Below are 18046 nucleotides of genomic sequence, written 5' to 3' on the forward strand. Positions count from 1 at the left end.
ATTTCCATGAAACCTTACAATCGTGCAGCCAGTATTCTTGGCGTGCTGCTGCTGAGCACTGCTCTGGCAGCCTGCGGAAGCGAATCGGACTCCGCATCTCAGAGCGAGCCGAACACATCGACTGCAGCAACAGACAAGGCTAACATCGAGGAACCCGCAACGGCAACGCCGGACGAGGAAGCAGCCGCGGATCAGGAGAGCGGCGAAGAGGCCGCTGCTGATTCTACCGATGCCGCTACCGACGATCAAGCCGCGAACGAGACCGATAAACCGAGCGATTCCGCTGCCGACGATGCGGCTGCGACAGACGACGCTTCTTCCGCAACGGCAACCATTGATCAAGACGATCCGGCCGATGCTTCCAAACAGGGCAAGAAAGGCGCAGGCGCGGACCGTCCGAAAACGGAAAACTTCGAAATCGCCACGGCCGACTCTACCGATTCCGTCACCGGCAAACTTCAAGAAGGCTACGGTTATGCCTTTTATGCCATGGAAGGACTGGAATTCGACGCCGAAACCAACCGTCTGTCGATGACCTCCAATCCTGACTATTACGCGATCATCACGCCGCTTGAAAAAGGCTATGCGCTCGCCACGCTTCGCAACGAAGCCAAAACCGCGCTGAAAGCCTACGGCACGCCGGTCGAACTCAAAGGCGATAAAGCCCCGGCAGCCCTATCCGCTTCGCGCTTGTTCCTTTCCGCCGAAAACGAAGCCGGAACCGGACAATTCGCCCTCTGGGAAACCCCGGCCAAAGGATACGACATCAAAATCAACATCCCGGCCGGAGCCGATGCCGAAACTTTCGCGCCGTTAGTCTACGGTTCCCTCTCTACGCTGGCTGATTAAATTCCTCCTAATCCTACAGTGACTGGGCGGAGGGAGAAATTCAGTTCAAGACGCCTTTGAACCCGGAAAATTCCTATAAAAATTTCAATCGATTTTCCGGGTGAGACAGCGCCGCGAACTGAATTTCTCCCGCAGCCCCCGCTCACTGTACCTAAGCCGTGCCTATTGTGCACGGTTTTTGCTTGCCGCCAGATCGGGTATGATATAGATGCGCGAAGAAATTCAGAAGGAAGAGGAGGCGAACCATTTTGCCGGACCGAAAACTGCTGGACGAGCTGTACCGAATGCGCGATTTTGCCGGAGACGAAGATGACCTGGAGAGGTTTTCCGATATTTTAAACGAGCTTGGCCAGAATGCTTCGGCAGAGGTGATTACCGATCTGTGCCGCATGCTGGAGGATGACGTGATTGAACCCAGCGCCGCGGGAGATTTGCTCGAGACGATCTTTTATATTGCGGATCGCTGCGGAATCCAGGCGAGCATGCATTACTTGGCGCTCGGAGTACCCGGCCTGTTTCCGCGAGCGGAAGGATGGGCCGTACGCCTGCATCGCATGCTGCTGAATGCCGATCGCCCGGGCTTCCCCTATATCGAAGCTTACAGCCGTGCACTCCAAACGATTCCCGCACGTGCCGCACGGCGCGTCGTGAATATCTTGCTGGATATCAAACGAACACAGCCGCAGCTTTATATGGAGAAAGTGGATCGTTTTACGGAAGCGCTGACTCGCGGCGAAGAGACGGGGGAGAATCGTACCTTCGCGTCGAATTAGTTAAACAGCTGCATGCCAGAAAGACGGAGGTGGAAAATGTGCCGATGACGCCCGAACGATTTATAGCTTCCTGGAATACGGCTTTGGACGGCCCGCTGCTGCGCTTCGACTGCGAAGCGCTGGAGGCTGTACCGATCGAGGACGAGGCCAGGCGCTTTTTATGCCAAGCCGGGCTTCCCGCCGATTCGGCCCCGTATCTTGAATTTCGTTCCGGCGAAGGACGATTGTCCGATTTGAAAAGCGCCTTCGGCATGCCGAAGGAATATTCCGCCTACTGGCTGCTGGGGACGACCGGATACGGGGACCCGGTTTGCCTGAAAGCCGGCGGATCGGAAGTCGTCTGTATCCGAATGGATCAGGGAGGTACGGAATGGTTTATTAATTCGTCCGTGCCGCGCTTTGCGGAATTTCTGTTGATCTATGCGGAGTTGGTTCAGCGCACGATCCGCGAGAACGGCCCGGATGCTTTTTTGCAAAACGAAATCCCGCAGGATACGTTGAAATGGGTGGTGCAGGAATTCGGACGCATCGACCCCGCGGCCTTTGCCCAGGGAACTTTTTGGAGGGAAGAGGTGGAGGAGCGGCTTCAGCCGTGATGCGGGAAGCGGTCGCTTCGCCTTAAGCGTCATAGGCGAAGGACGGTTATACATATGAAGCAAAAATTAATTATTGATCCGCGTTCTTCGATAAGACGTACTCGTCGCTGATGAAACTAAAATGGCATCCTGCACGTCTAAAGTTTAATTAGGGTCGTGCGTGTAGGACATGAAGGAAGCGACGGGAGGTTCGGCGGACGTGAACATAAAAAGAAGAATTCATCAATTTACGATGCCTGTAATCGTATTGGTTGCGTTTGGCGGAGCGGCAAGCGGCTGCGGCATTCCTGCTTCGGCGCCGACTCCGAATTCGGGGAAACAGGCGGTCAAGCCGGCGATCGCCGCATTTGAAGCGCCTGCAGAAGAACAAATTTATTTGAAAAAAGAGCATTATGAAGGCTCCATAATCAAACCTCAACAGATCGATCTGTTAAACCGGCTATTCAATGCGCAAAACGCAGGCGATGCTCAAACGTATGCCTCGTTGTTCACGCAGGAAGCGCCTGAAAAGGACAAGCGGATCATATTCCGGGTCGATAAGGCCGAACGTTTCGACGGATTTAAATCCGATTCGGATCAAACGGAGATCGATCCTGTCGGCGGAGCGATTCGGGAGAATGCCGCGGACGGCTACCATTCTATTCTGTATAACTTCAAGCAAGAAGCGGGAGAATGGCGGATTGCGGGGATTGAACGCGCAAACGGCACCCGAATCGACGAGAGCGGCTATGAAGAGGACGAGCTGGAGCTTGCAAAGTTGATTCAAGCCAAAGCGGACGCTCAAAATGCGGGGGATGCAGAAGCATACCGCAGCTTGTTCATACCCGGTTCGATCATGGGGGAACTTCATGAAGACGCCCCTCGAATCGAAGAATTGCAAATCATGAAGATCGACCCGCCTTCGACGGATACCTCTATCGCTCAAGTCGCCTATCGCGTCGAAGGAGACAAACAGGTTCGCTCCAATGCCTTTATTTTTGTACGGCGAGAGGGAAAATGGTTGCTCTACGATATCGATTAAACGTATCCGAAAAAAAGACATACTCCTTCACCGGCGGACAGTTTGCGTCCGTTCGGTGATTTTTTTCGCGACCCGATGCGGATTTTGATTTTTTGTTGTAGGATAGAGTATGCGTCTCGCAAACGCGGGTGTGCATTACTGTGAAAAAGAATCGGAGGAAGTCGAGTGGAAAGCGCAAATCAGTCGGGCGGCGAAAAGCTTCAAAAGAAACTGCTGCCGCGGCATATCAGTTTTATGGCCATGGGCGGCGTCATCGGGACCGGCATTTTCAAAGGCAGCGCCGAGACGATCGGGCTTGCGGGGCCGGCCGTCGTGCTGACCTACCTGTTCGGCGGCCTGCTGCTGTTGGTCGTCATGGGGGCGATCGCGGAATTGGCGAGCGTCTACCCCAACCGCAACATGAAAGAATTTATCCGTCAGGCATTCGGCCCGCGTCCGGCGTTTATCGTAGGCTGGCTGTATGCTTTTCTTATGCTCAGCGTGTGCGTGATCGAAGTGACGGCGGCAGGATCGTTTTTGCAATACTGGATGCCCGGCGTGCCGCTGTGGGTATTGAGTCTTGCCAGCGCGGCGCTGATTCTCGGCATCAACCGGATGAGCGTCGAAAGCTTCGGGGAAACGGAATTTTGGCTGGCCGGGATTAAGATCGCCATGATCGTGGTGTTTATTATTCTGGGTGCGGGCCTGTTGTTCGGCTTGATTCCGGGCGCGACCGGCGAAGCTCCGGGATTGACGAACTTTACCGCGCACGGAGGCTTTATGCCGAACGGATGGTTGTCGATCTTTTCGGCCCTTCTCGTCGTCATGTTTTCCTACGGAGGCTCGGAGCTGATCGGGATGACGCTGACCGAGGCGAAAGATGCGGAAAAGGTGATGCCCAGAGTCGTCAAAAGCTTCATCCTGCGCGTCGTGCTTTTTTATACGCTGCCGATCCTGATCATTTGCGGACTTATTCCGTGGAATCAGTTAGCGGGGCAAAACAGTCCGTTCGTACAGGTATTGGAAGCGACGGGCCTCGGCGGAGCCGCGCATATCATCAACTTCATTTTAGTGATCGCGGTGCTGTCGGCGGCCAACTCCAGCATTTACGGCGCGACGCGGATGCTGCATTCGATGGCGGCTGCCGGGGAAGCGCCGAAAGCGCTGGGCATGACCACGGAAAAAGGCGTGCCGATCGGCAGTTTGCGCCTGTGCGCGGCCGTGCTGGTACTGGGAGCGGTGATCGCCTATGTCGCGGAAGACAATCTGTTCGCGATCCTGCTGGCGGTTCCGGGCTTCGTGGTGCTCGTCGTTTGGCTGTCGATCTGCTTGGCCCAGCTCAAGCTGCGCCCGCAGTATCCGACGAAGCCGACGTTCCGCATCTGGGGCTATCCGTATATTACGGGTGCGACGGCCGTCATTCTTGCGGTAATCGCGGCAGGCTTCGTGATCGATCCGCAGAACCGGTTCAGCATCGGCGTCTGCGTGGGCGTGTTGGCGCTGTTGACGGTCTGGTCGGTGTTGAAGTTTAAAAAGTCGACGGTATAGCACGGAAGAGCCAGCCTATCGATGATAGGTTTTGATGCATACGAAAAGAAGCCTGGTGCGGCAAACGTCGCATCCGGCTTCTTTTTTTATGCGCGTAAAGCACTCCATGCGTCATTTACAGATAGTTACCGAACAGTTCCTTCGCCCGATCCCAATCGACGCCGAGATGCCCGCGCCATCCGGCGTACGGCATCTCAATATCGGAGCGTCCTTGCGTGGAGTCCAGATTCATGCCTGTTTGAACCATCACTTCGTGGTTGATCCAGCGCTTCGGATCGACAGGCATGGCAGCATTCGGAATCACGCCGACTTCGGCCAAGGTACTGAGCAGGGCGCGCCGCGTTCCCGAGTTGCCTTTGATGACCTTTTCCGCGCTGAGGCGTTTCTCTAATTTTCCCGGAGTCTCGCCGGCTTGAGCGCGGGCAACGCCTTCAAGCAAACTTTTGAGTGCCGCCGCATCCTCTTCGGTCGGATGTATTTCCGGCAGTTCGATCCGTTCCGTGAGATCCGCATAGATGCCTTGGGGAGAATGCCAGTTATATCCGAGCCACAAGGATTCGCGGATATCGGATAGATTATCGTGCGTTCGAGTCGACAGCTCGCTAAAGCCGCAAATCCCGCATGCCGCGAGTCTTTGCGCCGGATGATAGGGGTGTTCAGGAATAAGCGCGGCGAAATGCAGGTTCATCAAGCCGTTGATTCCGCGCCGATAGCTTCCTCCTGCCGCAGCCACGAATTCGCCGATCAGACGATCTTTCGATAATCGTTCGTCTTCAATAAGCTTGGTAATCGCAGGGATCAATGCATCATGATTCAACTGGACGATATCATTGGGGTTCCACTGCAGTTCATTCATAAAGGCCGACTCTTCGGCAGACAGGATTTTAACGTCATAAACCGTCACGCCGCGTTGGCGATCGTAAGTGCCGTTGTTGTAATGGTAGAGTTTTTTGAACAGGGCAATGCGTTTTTTGTAGGTTTTGAGGATATCGGTCATTAGATGAACTCCTTTCGATTTCGCGTTCCGCACTGCCCGAAGCGCCGATATTCGATTCGAACGCGATCAGCTTATCGGCTTGCCCAGTTCCCGTTTCACGCATTGATCCGCCTGCCGCGTCGTTTCGGGAAGGCGGTAGCGCTGAGTCAGTTTCAAGATCCATTCGCAAGCGTCTGCCTGGGATAAACGGTGACCCGCGGAGACGTAGACCGGCTTGACGCCGTTTTGCGTACGCAGGCAGTAACCGATCGTCTCGTCTCCGTCAACCAGCGGCGAAGCCGATCCGCGTTCGCCGTCCGGTTCTTCGTGTTCCCCGATCAGCCGCGTTTTGCCGCATCCGATCGTCGGTATATCCAGCAGCAGTCCCAGATGGCTGGCCAGCCCGAATCTTCGCGGATGCGCAATGCCCTGCCCGTCGCACACGATCAAGTCAGGCGGCGTTTTCAGGCATTTGAACGCTTCCAACAATGGCGGCAATTCGCGAAACGAAAACAGGCCCGGAATATAAGGGAACGAAGGCTTGCCTTCCGCGGCGGCCGTCTCCACAACCTCCAGCGTCTCCGCATCCAACACCACCACCGCCGCAATCAACCGATCTTCGTTTTTGTCGTAAGCCACATCCGCCCCCGCGGCCCGCCGAACTTTCCAACCTTGCGGAGTCTCCAACGAGACTTTTCCCGCCCATTCCTCTTGAAGCCGGATCGCTTCCTTTTCGCTCAAATTCCAAGCATGCTTCATTACGGATTGCATAACGTCCTCCCGTCAACCTGACTTTTTCCTCCCGATTCTTTTCCTTGCCATAGCCTTAACCCATTTATAACAAACCTGCTAGGCTCATATCAAACCGCACCGAATTTCGCTTCCTAATCTTTTTCCTTGTTCAAACAAAAAAGAGACGCCGCTTAGGCGCCCTTTTTAATTCCCTTAAAAGATCTATTTGAGTCGAAGCTATAACGAATTTCTCCCGCAGCGCCCCAAGCTTCCCCTCACGAATAGGCCTTTCCTCCCCGCACCCGATTCAAGTAGATCATCAAGAACACGAACGCCGCCGCGAACGATCCCGTAATGATCCAAATCGGAATCCGAGGGTCGAGCGTATACGCCCAGCCTCCCACGATCCCCGCCGGAGAAGTCAGCAGAAGGATCACGACGGAGAGCATCGAGAACACTTTGGCCCTTTTTTCGTCGTCGATCGCGTTTTGGACGGCCGCTTCCAGGTACGGCGAACTGATCATCAAGCCTACGGCCGCAAGCACCGTGCTCAGGCCGATCCAGACCAGATTCGACGTCGGCCAGATCACAAGCATCACGTTCGACAGCACCGATAAGGCAAAACCGGCCATCATCGAGCGAGTCTCGCCTTCGGCAGGAATCTTCGGCATGATGAACCATAGGGCGAGCAGCATCACGATAGAGGATACGGCCGGCACGAGCGAGATCAGCCCGCTGTCCACCTTCAGATAATCGGCCAGATACAGCGAGAGATACGTCGTTTTGAGCGTCATCTGGAAGTTGAACAAGATGTAAACGACGAAGATCAACATCAGGCTGCGGCTGGCGAACAGATCGCGGATCGCGCCGCTGTAATCGATCATGCTTTTTTTGAGCCCGAGATCTTTCGTCTCCTGCATTTTTCGATAGCCCATTTCCGTTTCCTTCGTCGTCACGTGCCGTCCGATAAACTGGAAGGTCATCAGCACCGAACACATCACGTACATGATCCGAGTTCCGTCCACCAATCCGTAATGATCGACCAGCAAACCGCCGAGCGGCGCGAACAGTCCGCCGACAACGCCGATGATCTGAAGCAGCGTGAACACGTAGGTCCGGTCCTTTTTCGGCGTGTCTTCCACGATCAAGCAATAGAAGGCCACGTGCGGAACCCGCTGAAGACCGTTAATGAAGGTCGCGATGACGAAGAACCAGATATTTTGCGAAAAAGCGAAGATCAGCATCGCTACGCTCCAGCTGAGCACGTCGAAGGTGAGGATGGCGCGTTTGCGTCCCATGCGGTCCGTCAGATACCCGCTCATGAACGCCGACATCACCTGCACCATCAGCCCGAGCGTCGTGATCCAGCCGATATTCGTTTCGCTTACGCCGAGCTCGTACATGTACAGCGTGGCGTAAGTCGCCATCATGCTGTACGGAATCAGGAAAAAAGGTTCGAAAGCGAGGCAGCCCCGGCTGTTGCCGCGAAGTCTCGGGAAAAGCGTTCTTGCCATGCGGGATTTCCTCCGGTGTCGTCAAATTGAAGTTAAAGCGTTTTCGTTGGCTGCTAAAATATAGGTTACTATAGAAGAAGCTCGGAAAACAACCCTATCGAAAAAGAAAATCAGGAGGAAAAAAGGATGGCTGAACGCACCCGATTCATCGAAGTTGTTCCTTACGATTCCGCTTGGCCGGAGGAGTTCGAAAAGATCTCCGCTGCCTTAAAGGAATGGATCGGCGACTTATTGATCGGCATCGAGCATGTAGGCAGCACGTCGGTCGAAGGACTGCCGGCCAAGCCGATTATCGATCTGGATGCCGTAATGAAAAGCAGGGAAGCGCTGCCCGAAATTATCGAACGCTTGCGCCTGCAAGGATTTGAACATCAAGGCAATCTGGGCGTGGAAGGCAGGGAAGCTTTTCACCCGACGAGGGACTTGGGCTTTATGAAGTTCCACCTCTATGTCTGCCCGCCGGACGGAAAAGGATATTTGGAGCATATCGCCCTGCGCGATTATTTGCGGCAGCATGAGGCGGCACGTGACGAATACGCCAAGATCAAGCTGGACCTGGCCGAACGGCATCGAACGGATATTGACGCTTATGTGGAGGGAAAGACGGCGTTTATTCAGGAGATCCTACAGAAGGCCTGTATCTAAGCCGACGATTCATGATCCTTCGTTAGTTATCTCTTCTACGGTAAATGTTCCATTCGTCGACCTCACTCGGTACAGCTCATCGAATCCTTCCGCAAAAGAAGGGACGGTGAGTTTTTTCATGACGCTTTGGATTCCGATTTCCCGTACGACGGATTTGCCGCTCCGCTGCGCGTTGCGCCGAATGCTTTCCGCATAATCCGGTTCGAAGTAGAAACCGACGACGGAGAAACGGTGTTTTTTGGCTTCTTCGATATAGGTGAACCGATCTTCCGGCAGCGGATTAGTATTATCGACCACAAACGGCTGCTTACTTTCGAGCAAAGCCTGTAACAAAAGCTTTTCCCGATACCTTGTTTTAAGCATGTCCATATTGAGCCGCAGATGGGTGTCGACATAACGTTCCTTGTAAAAAGTCGATTTGCCGGTAGCCTGGATGCCCATAAATATGATGCATTCCATGCTACACGCCCTTTTCCCGATCCAGATAGACGAAGCGATTGATATAGTCCCGGTCTTGCGAAAAAACAGGCGTATCTAGATCCGCTTCCCATCTGCGGCGCACGGCCGTACCTTTCAAGAACTCTTTTTTCACGATGCAGGCGCCGCGTTTTTGCCAAGCGGGAAGATCGTTCCAATTCAGGGCCTTTTCCGAAAAAAGCTTTTCTTGCAGCGCGCTGCCGTCCAATCCTTGCAGTTCATGATGCGGGAAGTTGGCTTGCGCGACCATGGAGATGCTGTTTTTGGTCGCATCCATTTGTCGCCACAGAAAATAATTCGTTACTTCGTCCTGCGGCAGCACCCAAGCACGCGCGTCGAAGGTAGCGAGCGGTCGATCGGGATAGACGTTGCAAATCTCTTCATTGAACTTGGCCGTTGCCATGGACGCGGCGACAGAGACGATCTTTTGCAGATTGTTTTCAAACCACGAAGCGGTCGTCAGCTTATCGTAGTTGGTCAGCAGGATCGAAATTTCGTCGCTTTGATGGTAGGCCAGCTTGCAGCCCATGATGTTTTGCGCGAGGTATTTGCACGTTTCCCAGAATACATGGATCAGCGGTTCGTCAAAAGGTTTGTTCATGCCTTTGGTGAAGGTGTGAAAATGGCAGCCGTCGATGCGGATCAATACGGGCATGCGGCCGGGCAGGTGATGGCGGAACGCATTCTCGTAATGTTTCATGCGCGTGCCGAAGTCGTCGATATGCATGATGTGAAAATCTCCTTTGTAGGGAAGGTGTGAAAAAACCGACGATTCGAATATCGTCGGTTCAGGCTGCTCTCGAAAGTTACTTCGGCGGGGAAGCGAAAAGACTCCGAGAAAAATTCGCTCAAGACGCTGTCTCGCGCAGAAAGCCTACGGCTTTCCGCGCTCAAAGGCGTCTTTCACTGAATTTTTCTCTCCGTCTTCTCGCTTCCAGCTACGTTGGAGTTTCTCGGCATGTTGAACCGACGATTCGATATCGTCGGTTTTTTGCGGAAATGCGGATAAGAATAAGAAGAGAAAAAATCAGGCTTCGCCGAGCAGCTTATCGGCTGCGATCGCCAGGAAGGCTTTGGCGGCGATCAGCAGGGCGCGTTCGTCGATGTCGAAGCGCGGGTGGTGGTGCGGGAAGGCCGTGTCTTCGTTTTCGTTTTGCGAGCCGACGTTGAAGAAGTTGCCCGGGCGATGTTGGAGATAGTAGGCGAAGTCTTCCGCGCCCATCGAAGCGTCAAGGCCGAACAGGGCCTCTTCGCCGAACTGACGGGCGAAAACGGCTCGAACTTCTTCGGCTTGCCGCGGCGGGTTGACGAGCGCCGGGTAGCCGTTTACGTAGTCCAGTTCATAGGTGGCATGCTCGGCGAGCGTGATGCCGTGAACCATGTCGCGGATATCGCGTTCGAGCTGCTTGCGCACGTCCGGATCGAAGCTGCGTACCGTACCTTCGATCTTGGCTTTGTCCGCGATAACGTTGAACGCCGATCCGGCTTGGAATACGCCTACGGTTACGACGGCCGAATGCAGCGGGTTGATATGGCGCGCCACGATATGCTGAAGCGAAGTCACGAGCTGGCTGCCGACGACGATCGCGTCGACGGTCTGGTGCGGCTTCGCGCCGTGTCCGCCTTTGCCTTGTACCGTGATGGCGAACGAATCGACCGCCGCCATCGAAGGGCCGGACGAGACGGAAAGCTTGCCCAGCGGCATATAACTCGCCAGATGCGCGCCGTACACTTCGTCGATGCCGTCAAGCGCGCCCGCTTCGATCATCGCGATCGCGCCGCCCGGCAGTTTCTCTTCGGCATGTTGGAAAATGAAGCGCAGGCTTCCGTTCAGCTCGTTTTGGCGATCCGCCAGCACTTTGGCAACGCCGAGCAGCGTCGAGGTGTGTCCGTCGTGTCCGCAAGCGTGCATCACCCCGGGATTGTTCGATTTATAAGGAACATGGTTCTCTTCTTCGATCGGCAGGGCGTCGAAGTCGGCGCGGAAAGCGATCGACGGTCCCGGATGCGCGCCTTTCAAATCGGCAAGAATACCGTTACCGCCTACGCCTGTACGCACTTCGTAGCCGAATCCGGTCAACGTTTCCGCGATAAAGCAGGCCGTATTCGTTTCCTGGAACGACAGCTCCGGGTTAGCGTGCATGTGGCGGCGCCATTCTACGATCTGTTCATATTCGCCTTCAAGGCGTTCGATCCATTGATCTTTTGTCTGTGCAGTCATTTAATCGATCCTCCCGCAATATGTAATAACACCCTTTGTTTTCACATGATCATCAATATGGTTTTCAAAATATCACTTTCCCGGTAAAGCGTCAAATATGCAAAGCGGCTTAAACTGCGCAAAAAGTAAAGCATGCCGGGCATTTGGCGGCAGTGAATTTTATTTTCCGAGTTAATGACTGTGAATTGTGAAAACGAGAAGTAACAATCACGACTTTTTTCGACAAAATACTATAAAAATCAGGACAAAAGACCGATAATACAACGGAAGCACTACAATCAAAAATGAACCGGGAAGCAGGAGAACAATGAGAGTCAGAACTAAATTATTCACTGTTATTTTGATGTTGGTTGCCGTGTTGATCGGTAGCGGCGCCCTGTCTCTGATTGCGATCGATAACAGTATGAAAAGCTCCGCCAAATTGGAAGATAAGCTGGAAACGCAAACGTTCTTGAAGCAGTTGCAATACCGCATGACCGGGCTTGCCAATGACGAGCGCGGATATTTGCTGGCCGGCGATAAGGAATTTGCGGACGGCATGGAAAAAAAGACGGAAGAAATCCAAGCTATGCTGGAATCGGAAGCTCTTCGTTTGCAGGGTGATGATTCGGAGTCGCTGCAAAAGATCGGGGCCGAGTTGAGCCGGATGATCGATCTGAACGGACAGGTACTGCAGTTCGTCGCAAGCGGACGGCAAGAGCAAGCCGAGCGGCTGCATTTCGGCGAGGAGCGGACGCTCCGCAAGGAGAAGGTCGATCCGGCCGTAAATGAGTTTGTTGAAAGATTGGATACCGAAGTAGATGCAATGAAGGCAGTGAATGAACGTGAAGCCAAGCGGAATCAGAAGATACTGTTCGGCGTCGTTTTGGCGGCGGCAGCCGCGGGTCTTGGACTCGGGTTCTGGCTGCTGCGCTCCATCATGCGGCCGCTTACGCTGCTGGAACGCAGAATGAGCGAGATTGCGGAAGGCGATGCCGATCTGACCAGCCGAATCGAGTGGGATAAAAAAGACGAATTCGGTCACCTGGCAGGCAGTTTCAACCGATTTGTCGGTTCGCTGCGCGACATGATGGCAAGAGTGGGCGAAGCTTCGGAACATCTGGCTTCGGCGTCCGAGCAGTTCTCCGCCAGTGCCGAACAATCCAAATCGACTTCGCATCAGGTAGCGGCTGCCATGCAGCAAATCGCGGAGCGTGCGGGAGAGCAGACGCAGACGGTCGGGCAAAGCACGGAATCGGCCAAAGAGACTTTGGAAAAAATTACGCAGATTGCCGCTTCGACGGCTGAAGTCGCGGCTTTTTCGCGGGATATGAGTCGTCGGGCCGCCGAAGGCGAGCGGGCGATCGTTCAGATCGATGAGCAGATGAGCGATATCAAATCGGCTGTGGTTGAGGCGGATGAACGGATCGCCCAGCTTGCTGTCCATGCGGAGCGGATTGATGACATCACTTCCCTCATCAACGAAATTTCCGGGCAGACCAACCTGCTGTCGTTGAATGCTTCCATCGAAGCGGCCCGGGCCGGCGAGGCCGGTCGAGGCTTTACGATCGTGGCGGGCGAGGTGAAAAAGCTTGCCGAACAATCGGCCGATTCGACGCGCGAAATCAAGGAATTGGTCGCCAGCATTCAGCAAGAAACGCAGGCGGCGATGGAAAAAATGAACGACGTGAAGACACGCGTGGAAGAAGGCGCAGGCGTGACGCGCCACGGCGCGCAGCAGTTCGGCGGCATTCTGCACGCGATCGGCGAAGTGTCGGATCGCACGGAGGCGATGGCGGCTTCGACGTCGCAAGTGCACGACGGCTTCGCCGATGTCTCGCGTTCCATGGAGGACGTCAGCTCGGGAACGCAAGAAATTTCCGGCGGCACGCAGGAAATCGCGGCCGCGACGGAGGAACAACTGGCGGCGGGGGAAGAAATGCTGCACGGGGCTTCGTCGTTGAACAAGCTTGCGGATGAACTGCGCGTGCTTGTGGGGCGATTCAAGGTTTGAACGAACTTCCTATTCGGGGAGGCGGCTTGGGGCGATGCTGCGGTAGAAATTCGCATCTTCGCTTCGCCTTGAATAGAAAAATCGCAAATCTTAAACCTGACGAGGTACACGTTAGGTTAGGGGAAAGGCAAGGGCGGCGATCGCTTCGGAGATCGCCGCTTTTTCTTTGCGCAGCACGGCGGAGGCGTGCAGGGCGTCGAGCAGGCGCAGGAGTTCGGTGCGCTCCGCATGACCGTTCGGGCCGGCGAACAAAGCCGGAATTTCGCGTTCGGGCAGCATGCCGATCGCGGAGACGGCGGTCATGCGGAGCGCGTCGGCGCTTTGCAGCCAGCGGATCAGGTCTTCGGCTTGCGGTCGGGAAGCGGCGAGCAGCGTGTCCCAGCCGCTGAACGGGAACGAGACAAGCGGTTCTATCCAGGGGATGACGCGGCGGCTGCGGAACGGTGCCAGCGAATGAGTCGGCGGCGAGATCCGTCGGCCGGATTGCCGGGCTTTACGCTCGATATCGCGCAGCACGAGCGCCAGGCCTTCGTCTTCGGGCAGGCATGCGGCTGCGAGACGATGCAGCACGCCTTCGTCTGCTTCGCGAGGAAAGGCGGCGGCATCCTTGCCGGCTTTCGCCACCCATAGAGCACGCACCCAATCGGCCGCGTCGCTGCCCATCGCTTCGCCGATCAGGATCAGCCGGTCGCGGCGATTCCGCTTCGGTTGAGGTTCTTCGCCGCGTGCCGACCATTCGCGAAAGATATCTTCGACGGAATGGTATGCCTTTAGCAAAGGACCGATCTCGCGTCTCGGCGTCAAATCAGGATCGTCGGAGGCAATCATCTCGAATAATCGGAGAGCGCGGGGAAGATCGTTTTTGACGTCTTCCCATTGCAGCTCCCTATAGTCTTTGAGCCACGTCTGCCACAGCTGCCCGTTCGGCCCGTCCGGTTCCAGACCGTTTTTCCCGAGAAAAGGAATATAGATATCGCCGTAGGCGCCGATCAGGCCAAGCTTCGTGATCCGTTCGAAAAAGTCCGGCAGGGACGGGGCCAGCAGACGGAACTCGTCTTCTTCGTGCGACCAGGATACGACGGCAGAACCTGACGCGCTTTCCAGATCGAACAGCAGCAGATCGCCGTTGCCCGCCATATGAAAAGCAAGGTAGCGGCGCTGCGTTACGTCTTCGCCGTTTTCGTCGAAAAAATCGGGGAATTCCGCATTTTGAATATTCCAACCGAGATCGCCTTCGGATACCTCTGGGAAAGGGAGCAAAATGCCTCCGGGGAACCTCCAATCGACTTGGGCATGAACAGCGCCGAAACGGATCAAGTCTGCGAGATCTTCCGGGAGAGGCAGCGACAACCGATGTTCGATTTCCGCAATCAAGCTTTCCGGATCGTCGGCAAACGAATAAATGCTTCCGCCCCTTTGACCGCTGCGGTCGGTAATTTGTCCGGCGATCCGGCTCCATTTTTCCGTCCAGGCTTTGAATCCTGCTTGCGTGATCTTGTTCATGACTTTTCTTCCCTTTCGCTGAGCTTCTAAATTAAATTGCTGCAAATAAAATTTTAAAAAATTTGTGACGAAGTGTTTAAATACTCGCTAACTAGGATATAATAACTACTAGATAGTAAGAACTAGACCTAAAGACCTTTTTTGAATAAGAAGCTGTCGGAATAGAGAGAAAGACGGCTTGTTTGAACCGAAATACAGGTCTAAAGTTCCTTTTTACTCTCAATAACGATAAACGAGGTGCAAAATAATGAAAAACCGATTTAAAACGCTGTTCGGAAGCTTGTTCACTCGAATCCTGGCTGCTGCCGTGCTCGGCATGCTGCTTCCTACCGTTTTGAACTTCGTATTGATGAGCGATTTCGTTCAGCAGGCCAACGTATGGCGGATCGGTCCGCTGGTCGTCTCGGTGTTCGGCTTCGTCGTGTCTTTCGTCTTGTTGTTCTTTATTGTAAAAGGGATCGTTCGACCGATTCAAGCGGCCACGGCGCATTTGGACAAAATGGCCGACGGCGACTACACGCAAAAGCTGCCCGAAAAGTATCTGGCGCGCAATGACGAGACCGGAACGCTCAACCGCGCGGTGGACCGTATGCACAAAGCGGCGCGTATGCTGCTTGCCAGCGTTTCCCGCGAATCCGCGGAGCTGAAAGACGCGACCGCGATTGCCCAACAAAAGTTCGTCGGCATGGAACAAGGATTGTCCGGCGTCTCCTCCACGACGGAGCTGATGGCGGCGGGCATGCAGCAGACCGCGGCTTCCGCCGAAGAGATCGACGCGTCGACCCAAGAGTTCGAGCGCGCGGTCGGATCGATCGCGAAACGCGCCGAAGAAGGCGCCGAGCAGGCCGGACAAGTCAGCGCCCGCGCAATGGAAGCGCAGGAGAATCTGACGCAATCGGTCGAAGTCACCACCAAAGTTTACACTGACGTCAAAACGCAGTTGGATCTGGCGCTCGAAGAGTCGCACTCAGTGAATATGATCCGCGAACTGGCCGATTCGATTCTCCAAATCGCGCAGCAGACCAACCTGCTCGCGCTGAATGCTTCGATCGAAGCGGCGAGAGCCGGAGAAGCCGGCAAAGGCTTCGCGGTCGTGGCCGACGAAATCCGCAAGCTGGCCGACGCTTCGAAGCAGTCCGTCGGACAGATCCATAGCGTTACCGAGAAGGTAGTAGGTTCGGTCGATAATCTTCAGAACCAGACCGGACGCCTGCTGCAATTGATGACGACGGAGATCGCGGCCGATTATCAAATGATGCAAAGCAACGCCGACGCTTATTTGCAGGACGCGCTCTATATCGAAAACATGGTTTCCGATTTCAGCGCGACCAGCGAACAGCTTAGCGCTTCGGTGCAAAACTTGTCCAAAGCGATCAGCGAGATCGCGGCGGCCAACGGTGAAGCGGCCGAAGGCACCGAAACGATATTCGAGCAGGCTTCCAACGTATTGGCCCTGTCCGGCGAAGTTGCCGTTCAAGCGCACCGCACGGGCGAAAGCTCGAAACGCCTCGACGAGCTTTCGGCGATGTTCCGCTTCGACCAGCAGGAACGCGAAGGCTTCGCCGCCGCGGCAGCGGAAGCAGCGGCTTCTTCGGCATCGCAGCCCGCAGCCGCGCCGAAACCGGTCCGCAAACCGAGCTTGGTTTAAATCCGTCAGGCTCGGAATCCGGACCGCTCCCGTCCGGACCATGCAGGCGTAACGTCTCACCGTAAAACTTAACACATCGAATCCGAGCGAAGTCCTGAAGGGCTTCGCTTTTTTTGCTTTTTTCGCCGATTGCGGAGGCCTGCGTTCGCAATCCGCTTTCGCGGAGTGTGCCTATTTGTGAAATAATTGTTACAATAATAAGGCGTGTTTTAAGGCACGCCCTACGGACAAGCGCCGCATCGATCCGTCGATCGCGCCCAAGAATCGAAAAAGCGAGGGACATTACGATGATAATCAAACCAAGAACGCGCGGATTTATTTGCACAACCGCTCACCCGGACGGCTGCGCTGCGCAGGTTCAACAGCAGATCGACTATATCGCGGCCAAGCCGCGCCTGGAAGGCCCTAAAAATGTACTGGTGATCGGAGCGTCGACAGGGTATGGCCTGGCAGCGCGAATCGCGGCGGCTTTCGGCGCAGGCGCTGCGACGGTCGGCGTATACCGCCCGAGCAAAAGCAGCGAAACGCGTACCGCCTCCGCAGGCTGGTACAATTCGGCCGCGTTCGAGCAAAAAGCCGCCGAAGCGGGACTCCGTTCGTTTAGCGTAACGGGCGATGCTTTTTCGAACGAGACCAAAGCCAAAACGGTGGAGACCATCAAGTCGGAACTCGGACAAGTCGATTTGGTCGTGTACAGCGTCGCTTCGGCGCGCCGCACGAATCCGAAAACGGGCGAGACCGTCAACTCCGTGCTTAAGCCGATCGGCGCATCCTACACGAATAAAACCGTCAATTTCCACACCGGCGAAGTGAGCGAGGTTACGCTTGATCCGGCGACGGACGAGGAAATCGAGGCGACGGTAGAAGTGATGGGCGGCGACGATTGGCAGTTGTGGATCGACGCGCTGCGCGAAGGCGGCGTATTGGCTGACGGTGCGACGACGATTGCTTACTCCTACATCGGCCCGGATCTGACGCAGCCGATCTATCGGGAAGGCTCGATCGGTCGGGCGAAAGACGATCTGGAGGCGACGGCGCATCGCATCGGCAATCAATTGGCGGCAAACGGCGGACGTGCTTTCGTGTCGGTCAGCAAGGCATTGGTTACGCAATCCAGTTCCGCTATTCCGGTTGTTCCGCTCTATGTATCCGTCCTTTATAAGATCATGAAGGAAAAAGGACTGCATGAAGGCTGCATCGAGCAGACGCATCGGTTGTTCGCCGAACGCTTGTATGCGACGGAAGAGGTTCCGGTAGATGAAGCAGGCCGTATCCGCATCGACGATTGGGAGATGCGCAGCGATGTGCAGGCGGAAGTCGAGGAGATTTGGGCGCGCATTTCGTCGGAAAACATCGAAGAACTGAGCGACCTTGCAGGCTACCGTAAAGAGTTCTTCCAACTGTTCGGCTTTGAAACGGACGGCGTGGACTATGAAGCCGATACGAATCCGGTCGTGGACATGCCTGCGGGCAGCCAACGTTCTGTGTAAAACAAACTCGGGCACACCGTATAAAAAGTTCGCGGACATAGATAGAAAATGGCTTCGATTTACGGAGGGGATGAATAGATT

16 protein-coding genes are annotated in these 18046 nt (G+C 55.0%); 9 read left to right on the forward strand and 7 right to left on the reverse strand.

The genetic code is table 11. The features are described from left to right. The first annotated feature begins 6 nt into the window (after positions 1 to 6). The 5 genes from HRQ63_RS14050 to HRQ63_RS14070 all read left to right on the forward strand — a co-directional run bounded on the left by HRQ63_RS14050 (position 7) and on the right by HRQ63_RS14070 (position 4766). Complete coding sequence (locus HRQ63_RS14050; protein WP_172244752.1) at positions 7 to 849, forward strand: hypothetical protein; 843 nt, start codon at positions 7 to 9, stop codon at positions 847 to 849. A gap of 248 nt (positions 850 to 1097) precedes the next feature. Further along, complete coding sequence (locus HRQ63_RS14055) at positions 1098 to 1622, forward strand: hypothetical protein (protein ID WP_172244754.1); 525 nt, start codon at positions 1098 to 1100, stop codon at positions 1620 to 1622. Positions 1623 to 1666: 44 nt separating this feature from the next. Further along, a complete protein-coding gene (locus HRQ63_RS14060; protein ID WP_229714202.1) occupies positions 1667 to 2218 on the forward strand; it encodes an SUKH-4 family immunity protein in 552 nt (183 codons plus the stop codon). A gap of 199 nt (positions 2219 to 2417) precedes the next feature. Further along, positions 2418 to 3239 (forward strand): nuclear transport factor 2 family protein, encoded by an 822-nt coding sequence (locus HRQ63_RS14065; RefSeq protein WP_172244758.1) that lies wholly within the window; start codon positions 2418 to 2420, stop codon positions 3237 to 3239. Positions 3240 to 3404: 165 nt separating this feature from the next. Continuing rightward, a complete protein-coding gene (locus HRQ63_RS14070; RefSeq protein ID WP_172244760.1) occupies positions 3405 to 4766 on the forward strand; it encodes an amino acid permease in 1362 nt (453 codons plus the stop codon). Between the two features lie 115 nt (positions 4767 to 4881). On the opposite strand, the gene HRQ63_RS14075 is transcribed toward HRQ63_RS14070, so the two are convergent. The 3 genes from HRQ63_RS14075 to HRQ63_RS14085 all read right to left on the reverse strand — a co-directional run bounded on the left by HRQ63_RS14075 (position 4882) and on the right by HRQ63_RS14085 (position 7988). Continuing rightward, complete coding sequence (locus HRQ63_RS14075) at positions 4882 to 5763, reverse strand: hypothetical protein (protein WP_172244762.1); 882 nt, start codon at positions 5761 to 5763, stop codon at positions 4882 to 4884. A gap of 66 nt (positions 5764 to 5829) precedes the next feature. Then, positions 5830 to 6513, reverse strand: a complete 684-nt coding sequence (nfi, locus tag HRQ63_RS14080; RefSeq protein WP_172244764.1) for a deoxyribonuclease V — start codon at positions 6511 to 6513, stop codon at positions 5830 to 5832. A 236-nt stretch (positions 6514 to 6749) separates the two neighbouring features. Continuing rightward, positions 6750 to 7988 (reverse strand): MFS transporter, encoded by a 1239-nt coding sequence (locus tag HRQ63_RS14085; protein ID WP_172244766.1) that lies wholly within the window; start codon positions 7986 to 7988, stop codon positions 6750 to 6752. 126 nt (positions 7989 to 8114) lie between these two features. Between HRQ63_RS14085 and HRQ63_RS14090 the strand changes: the two genes are divergently transcribed. Further along, on the forward strand, positions 8115 to 8633 hold the full coding sequence (locus tag HRQ63_RS14090) for a GrpB family protein (RefSeq protein WP_172244768.1): 519 nt from the start codon (positions 8115 to 8117) through the stop codon (positions 8631 to 8633). Between the two features lie 9 nt (positions 8634 to 8642). On the opposite strand, the gene HRQ63_RS14095 is transcribed toward HRQ63_RS14090, so the two are convergent. The 3 genes from HRQ63_RS14095 to HRQ63_RS14105 all read right to left on the reverse strand — a co-directional run bounded on the left by HRQ63_RS14095 (position 8643) and on the right by HRQ63_RS14105 (position 11331). Further along, complete coding sequence (locus tag HRQ63_RS14095) at positions 8643 to 9092, reverse strand: AAA family ATPase (protein ID WP_172244770.1); 450 nt, start codon at positions 9090 to 9092, stop codon at positions 8643 to 8645. Between the two features lies 1 nt (position 9093). Further along, on the reverse strand, positions 9094 to 9837 hold the full coding sequence (locus HRQ63_RS14100; protein WP_172244772.1) for a tRNA(His) guanylyltransferase Thg1 family protein: 744 nt from the start codon (positions 9835 to 9837) through the stop codon (positions 9094 to 9096). Positions 9838 to 10137: 300 nt separating this feature from the next. After that, entirely contained in the window at positions 10138 to 11331 is a 1194-nt protein-coding gene (locus tag HRQ63_RS14105) for a M20 metallopeptidase family protein (RefSeq protein WP_172244774.1), read from the reverse strand. A 307-nt stretch (positions 11332 to 11638) separates the two neighbouring features. On the opposite strand from HRQ63_RS14105, the gene HRQ63_RS14110 reads away from it, so the two are divergent. Then, positions 11639 to 13324, forward strand: coding sequence for a methyl-accepting chemotaxis protein (locus HRQ63_RS14110; RefSeq protein ID WP_172244776.1), 1686 nt, complete (start codon positions 11639 to 11641; stop codon positions 13322 to 13324). Positions 13325 to 13435: 111 nt separating this feature from the next. On the opposite strand, the gene HRQ63_RS14115 is transcribed toward HRQ63_RS14110, so the two are convergent. Beyond that, positions 13436 to 14827, reverse strand: a complete 1392-nt coding sequence (locus HRQ63_RS14115; RefSeq protein WP_172244778.1) for an SMI1/KNR4 family protein — start codon at positions 14825 to 14827, stop codon at positions 13436 to 13438. 247 nt (positions 14828 to 15074) lie between these two features. On the opposite strand from HRQ63_RS14115, the gene HRQ63_RS14120 reads away from it, so the two are divergent. Continuing rightward, positions 15075 to 16475: a methyl-accepting chemotaxis protein gene (locus HRQ63_RS14120; RefSeq protein WP_172244780.1), complete on the forward strand. Its 1401-nt coding sequence runs from the start codon at positions 15075 to 15077 to the stop codon at positions 16473 to 16475. A 287-nt stretch (positions 16476 to 16762) separates the two neighbouring features. Next, positions 16763 to 17965: an enoyl-ACP reductase FabV gene (gene fabV, locus HRQ63_RS14125; protein ID WP_172244782.1), complete on the forward strand. Its 1203-nt coding sequence runs from the start codon at positions 16763 to 16765 to the stop codon at positions 17963 to 17965. Positions 17966 to 18046: the final 81 nt, after the last annotated feature.

Origin of the sequence: Saccharibacillus endophyticus (assembly GCF_013185185.1) — a bacterium.
In the GTDB taxonomy this organism is placed as follows: domain Bacteria; phylum Bacillota; class Bacilli; order Paenibacillales; family Paenibacillaceae; genus Saccharibacillus; species Saccharibacillus endophyticus.

What these genes read in the sequence shown, in the direction of transcription:
- HRQ63_RS14100 (WP_172244772.1), bottom strand. Translation starts at nt 9,837, where the DNA reads ATGCATATCGACGACTTCGGCACGCGCATGAAACATTACGAGAATGCG.
- HRQ63_RS14095 (WP_172244770.1), bottom strand. Translation starts at nt 9,092, where the DNA reads ATGGAATGCATCATATTTATGGGCATCCAGGCTACCGGCAAATCGACT.
- nfi (WP_172244764.1), bottom strand. Translation starts at nt 6,513, where the DNA reads ATGCAATCCGTAATGAAGCATGCTTGGAATTTGAGCGAAAAGGAAGCG.
- HRQ63_RS14075 (WP_172244762.1), bottom strand. Translation starts at nt 5,763, where the DNA reads ATGACCGATATCCTCAAAACCTACAAAAAACGCATTGCCCTGTTCAAA.
- HRQ63_RS14085 (WP_172244766.1), bottom strand. Translation starts at nt 7,988, where the DNA reads ATGGCAAGAACGCTTTTCCCGAGACTTCGCGGCAACAGCCGGGGCTGC.
- HRQ63_RS14120 (WP_172244780.1), top strand. Translation starts at nt 15,075, where the DNA reads ATGAAAAACCGATTTAAAACGCTGTTCGGAAGCTTGTTCACTCGAATC.
- HRQ63_RS14060 (WP_229714202.1), top strand. Translation starts at nt 1,667, where the DNA reads ATGACGCCCGAACGATTTATAGCTTCCTGGAATACGGCTTTGGACGGC.
- HRQ63_RS14090 (WP_172244768.1), top strand. Translation starts at nt 8,115, where the DNA reads ATGGCTGAACGCACCCGATTCATCGAAGTTGTTCCTTACGATTCCGCT.
- HRQ63_RS14110 (WP_172244776.1), top strand. Translation starts at nt 11,639, where the DNA reads ATGAGAGTCAGAACTAAATTATTCACTGTTATTTTGATGTTGGTTGCC.
- HRQ63_RS14050 (WP_172244752.1), top strand. Translation starts at nt 7, where the DNA reads ATGAAACCTTACAATCGTGCAGCCAGTATTCTTGGCGTGCTGCTGCTG.
- HRQ63_RS14115 (WP_172244778.1), bottom strand. Translation starts at nt 14,827, where the DNA reads ATGAACAAGATCACGCAAGCAGGATTCAAAGCCTGGACGGAAAAATGG.
- fabV (WP_172244782.1), top strand. Translation starts at nt 16,763, where the DNA reads ATGATAATCAAACCAAGAACGCGCGGATTTATTTGCACAACCGCTCAC.
- HRQ63_RS14105 (WP_172244774.1), bottom strand. Translation starts at nt 11,331, where the DNA reads ATGACTGCACAGACAAAAGATCAATGGATCGAACGCCTTGAAGGCGAA.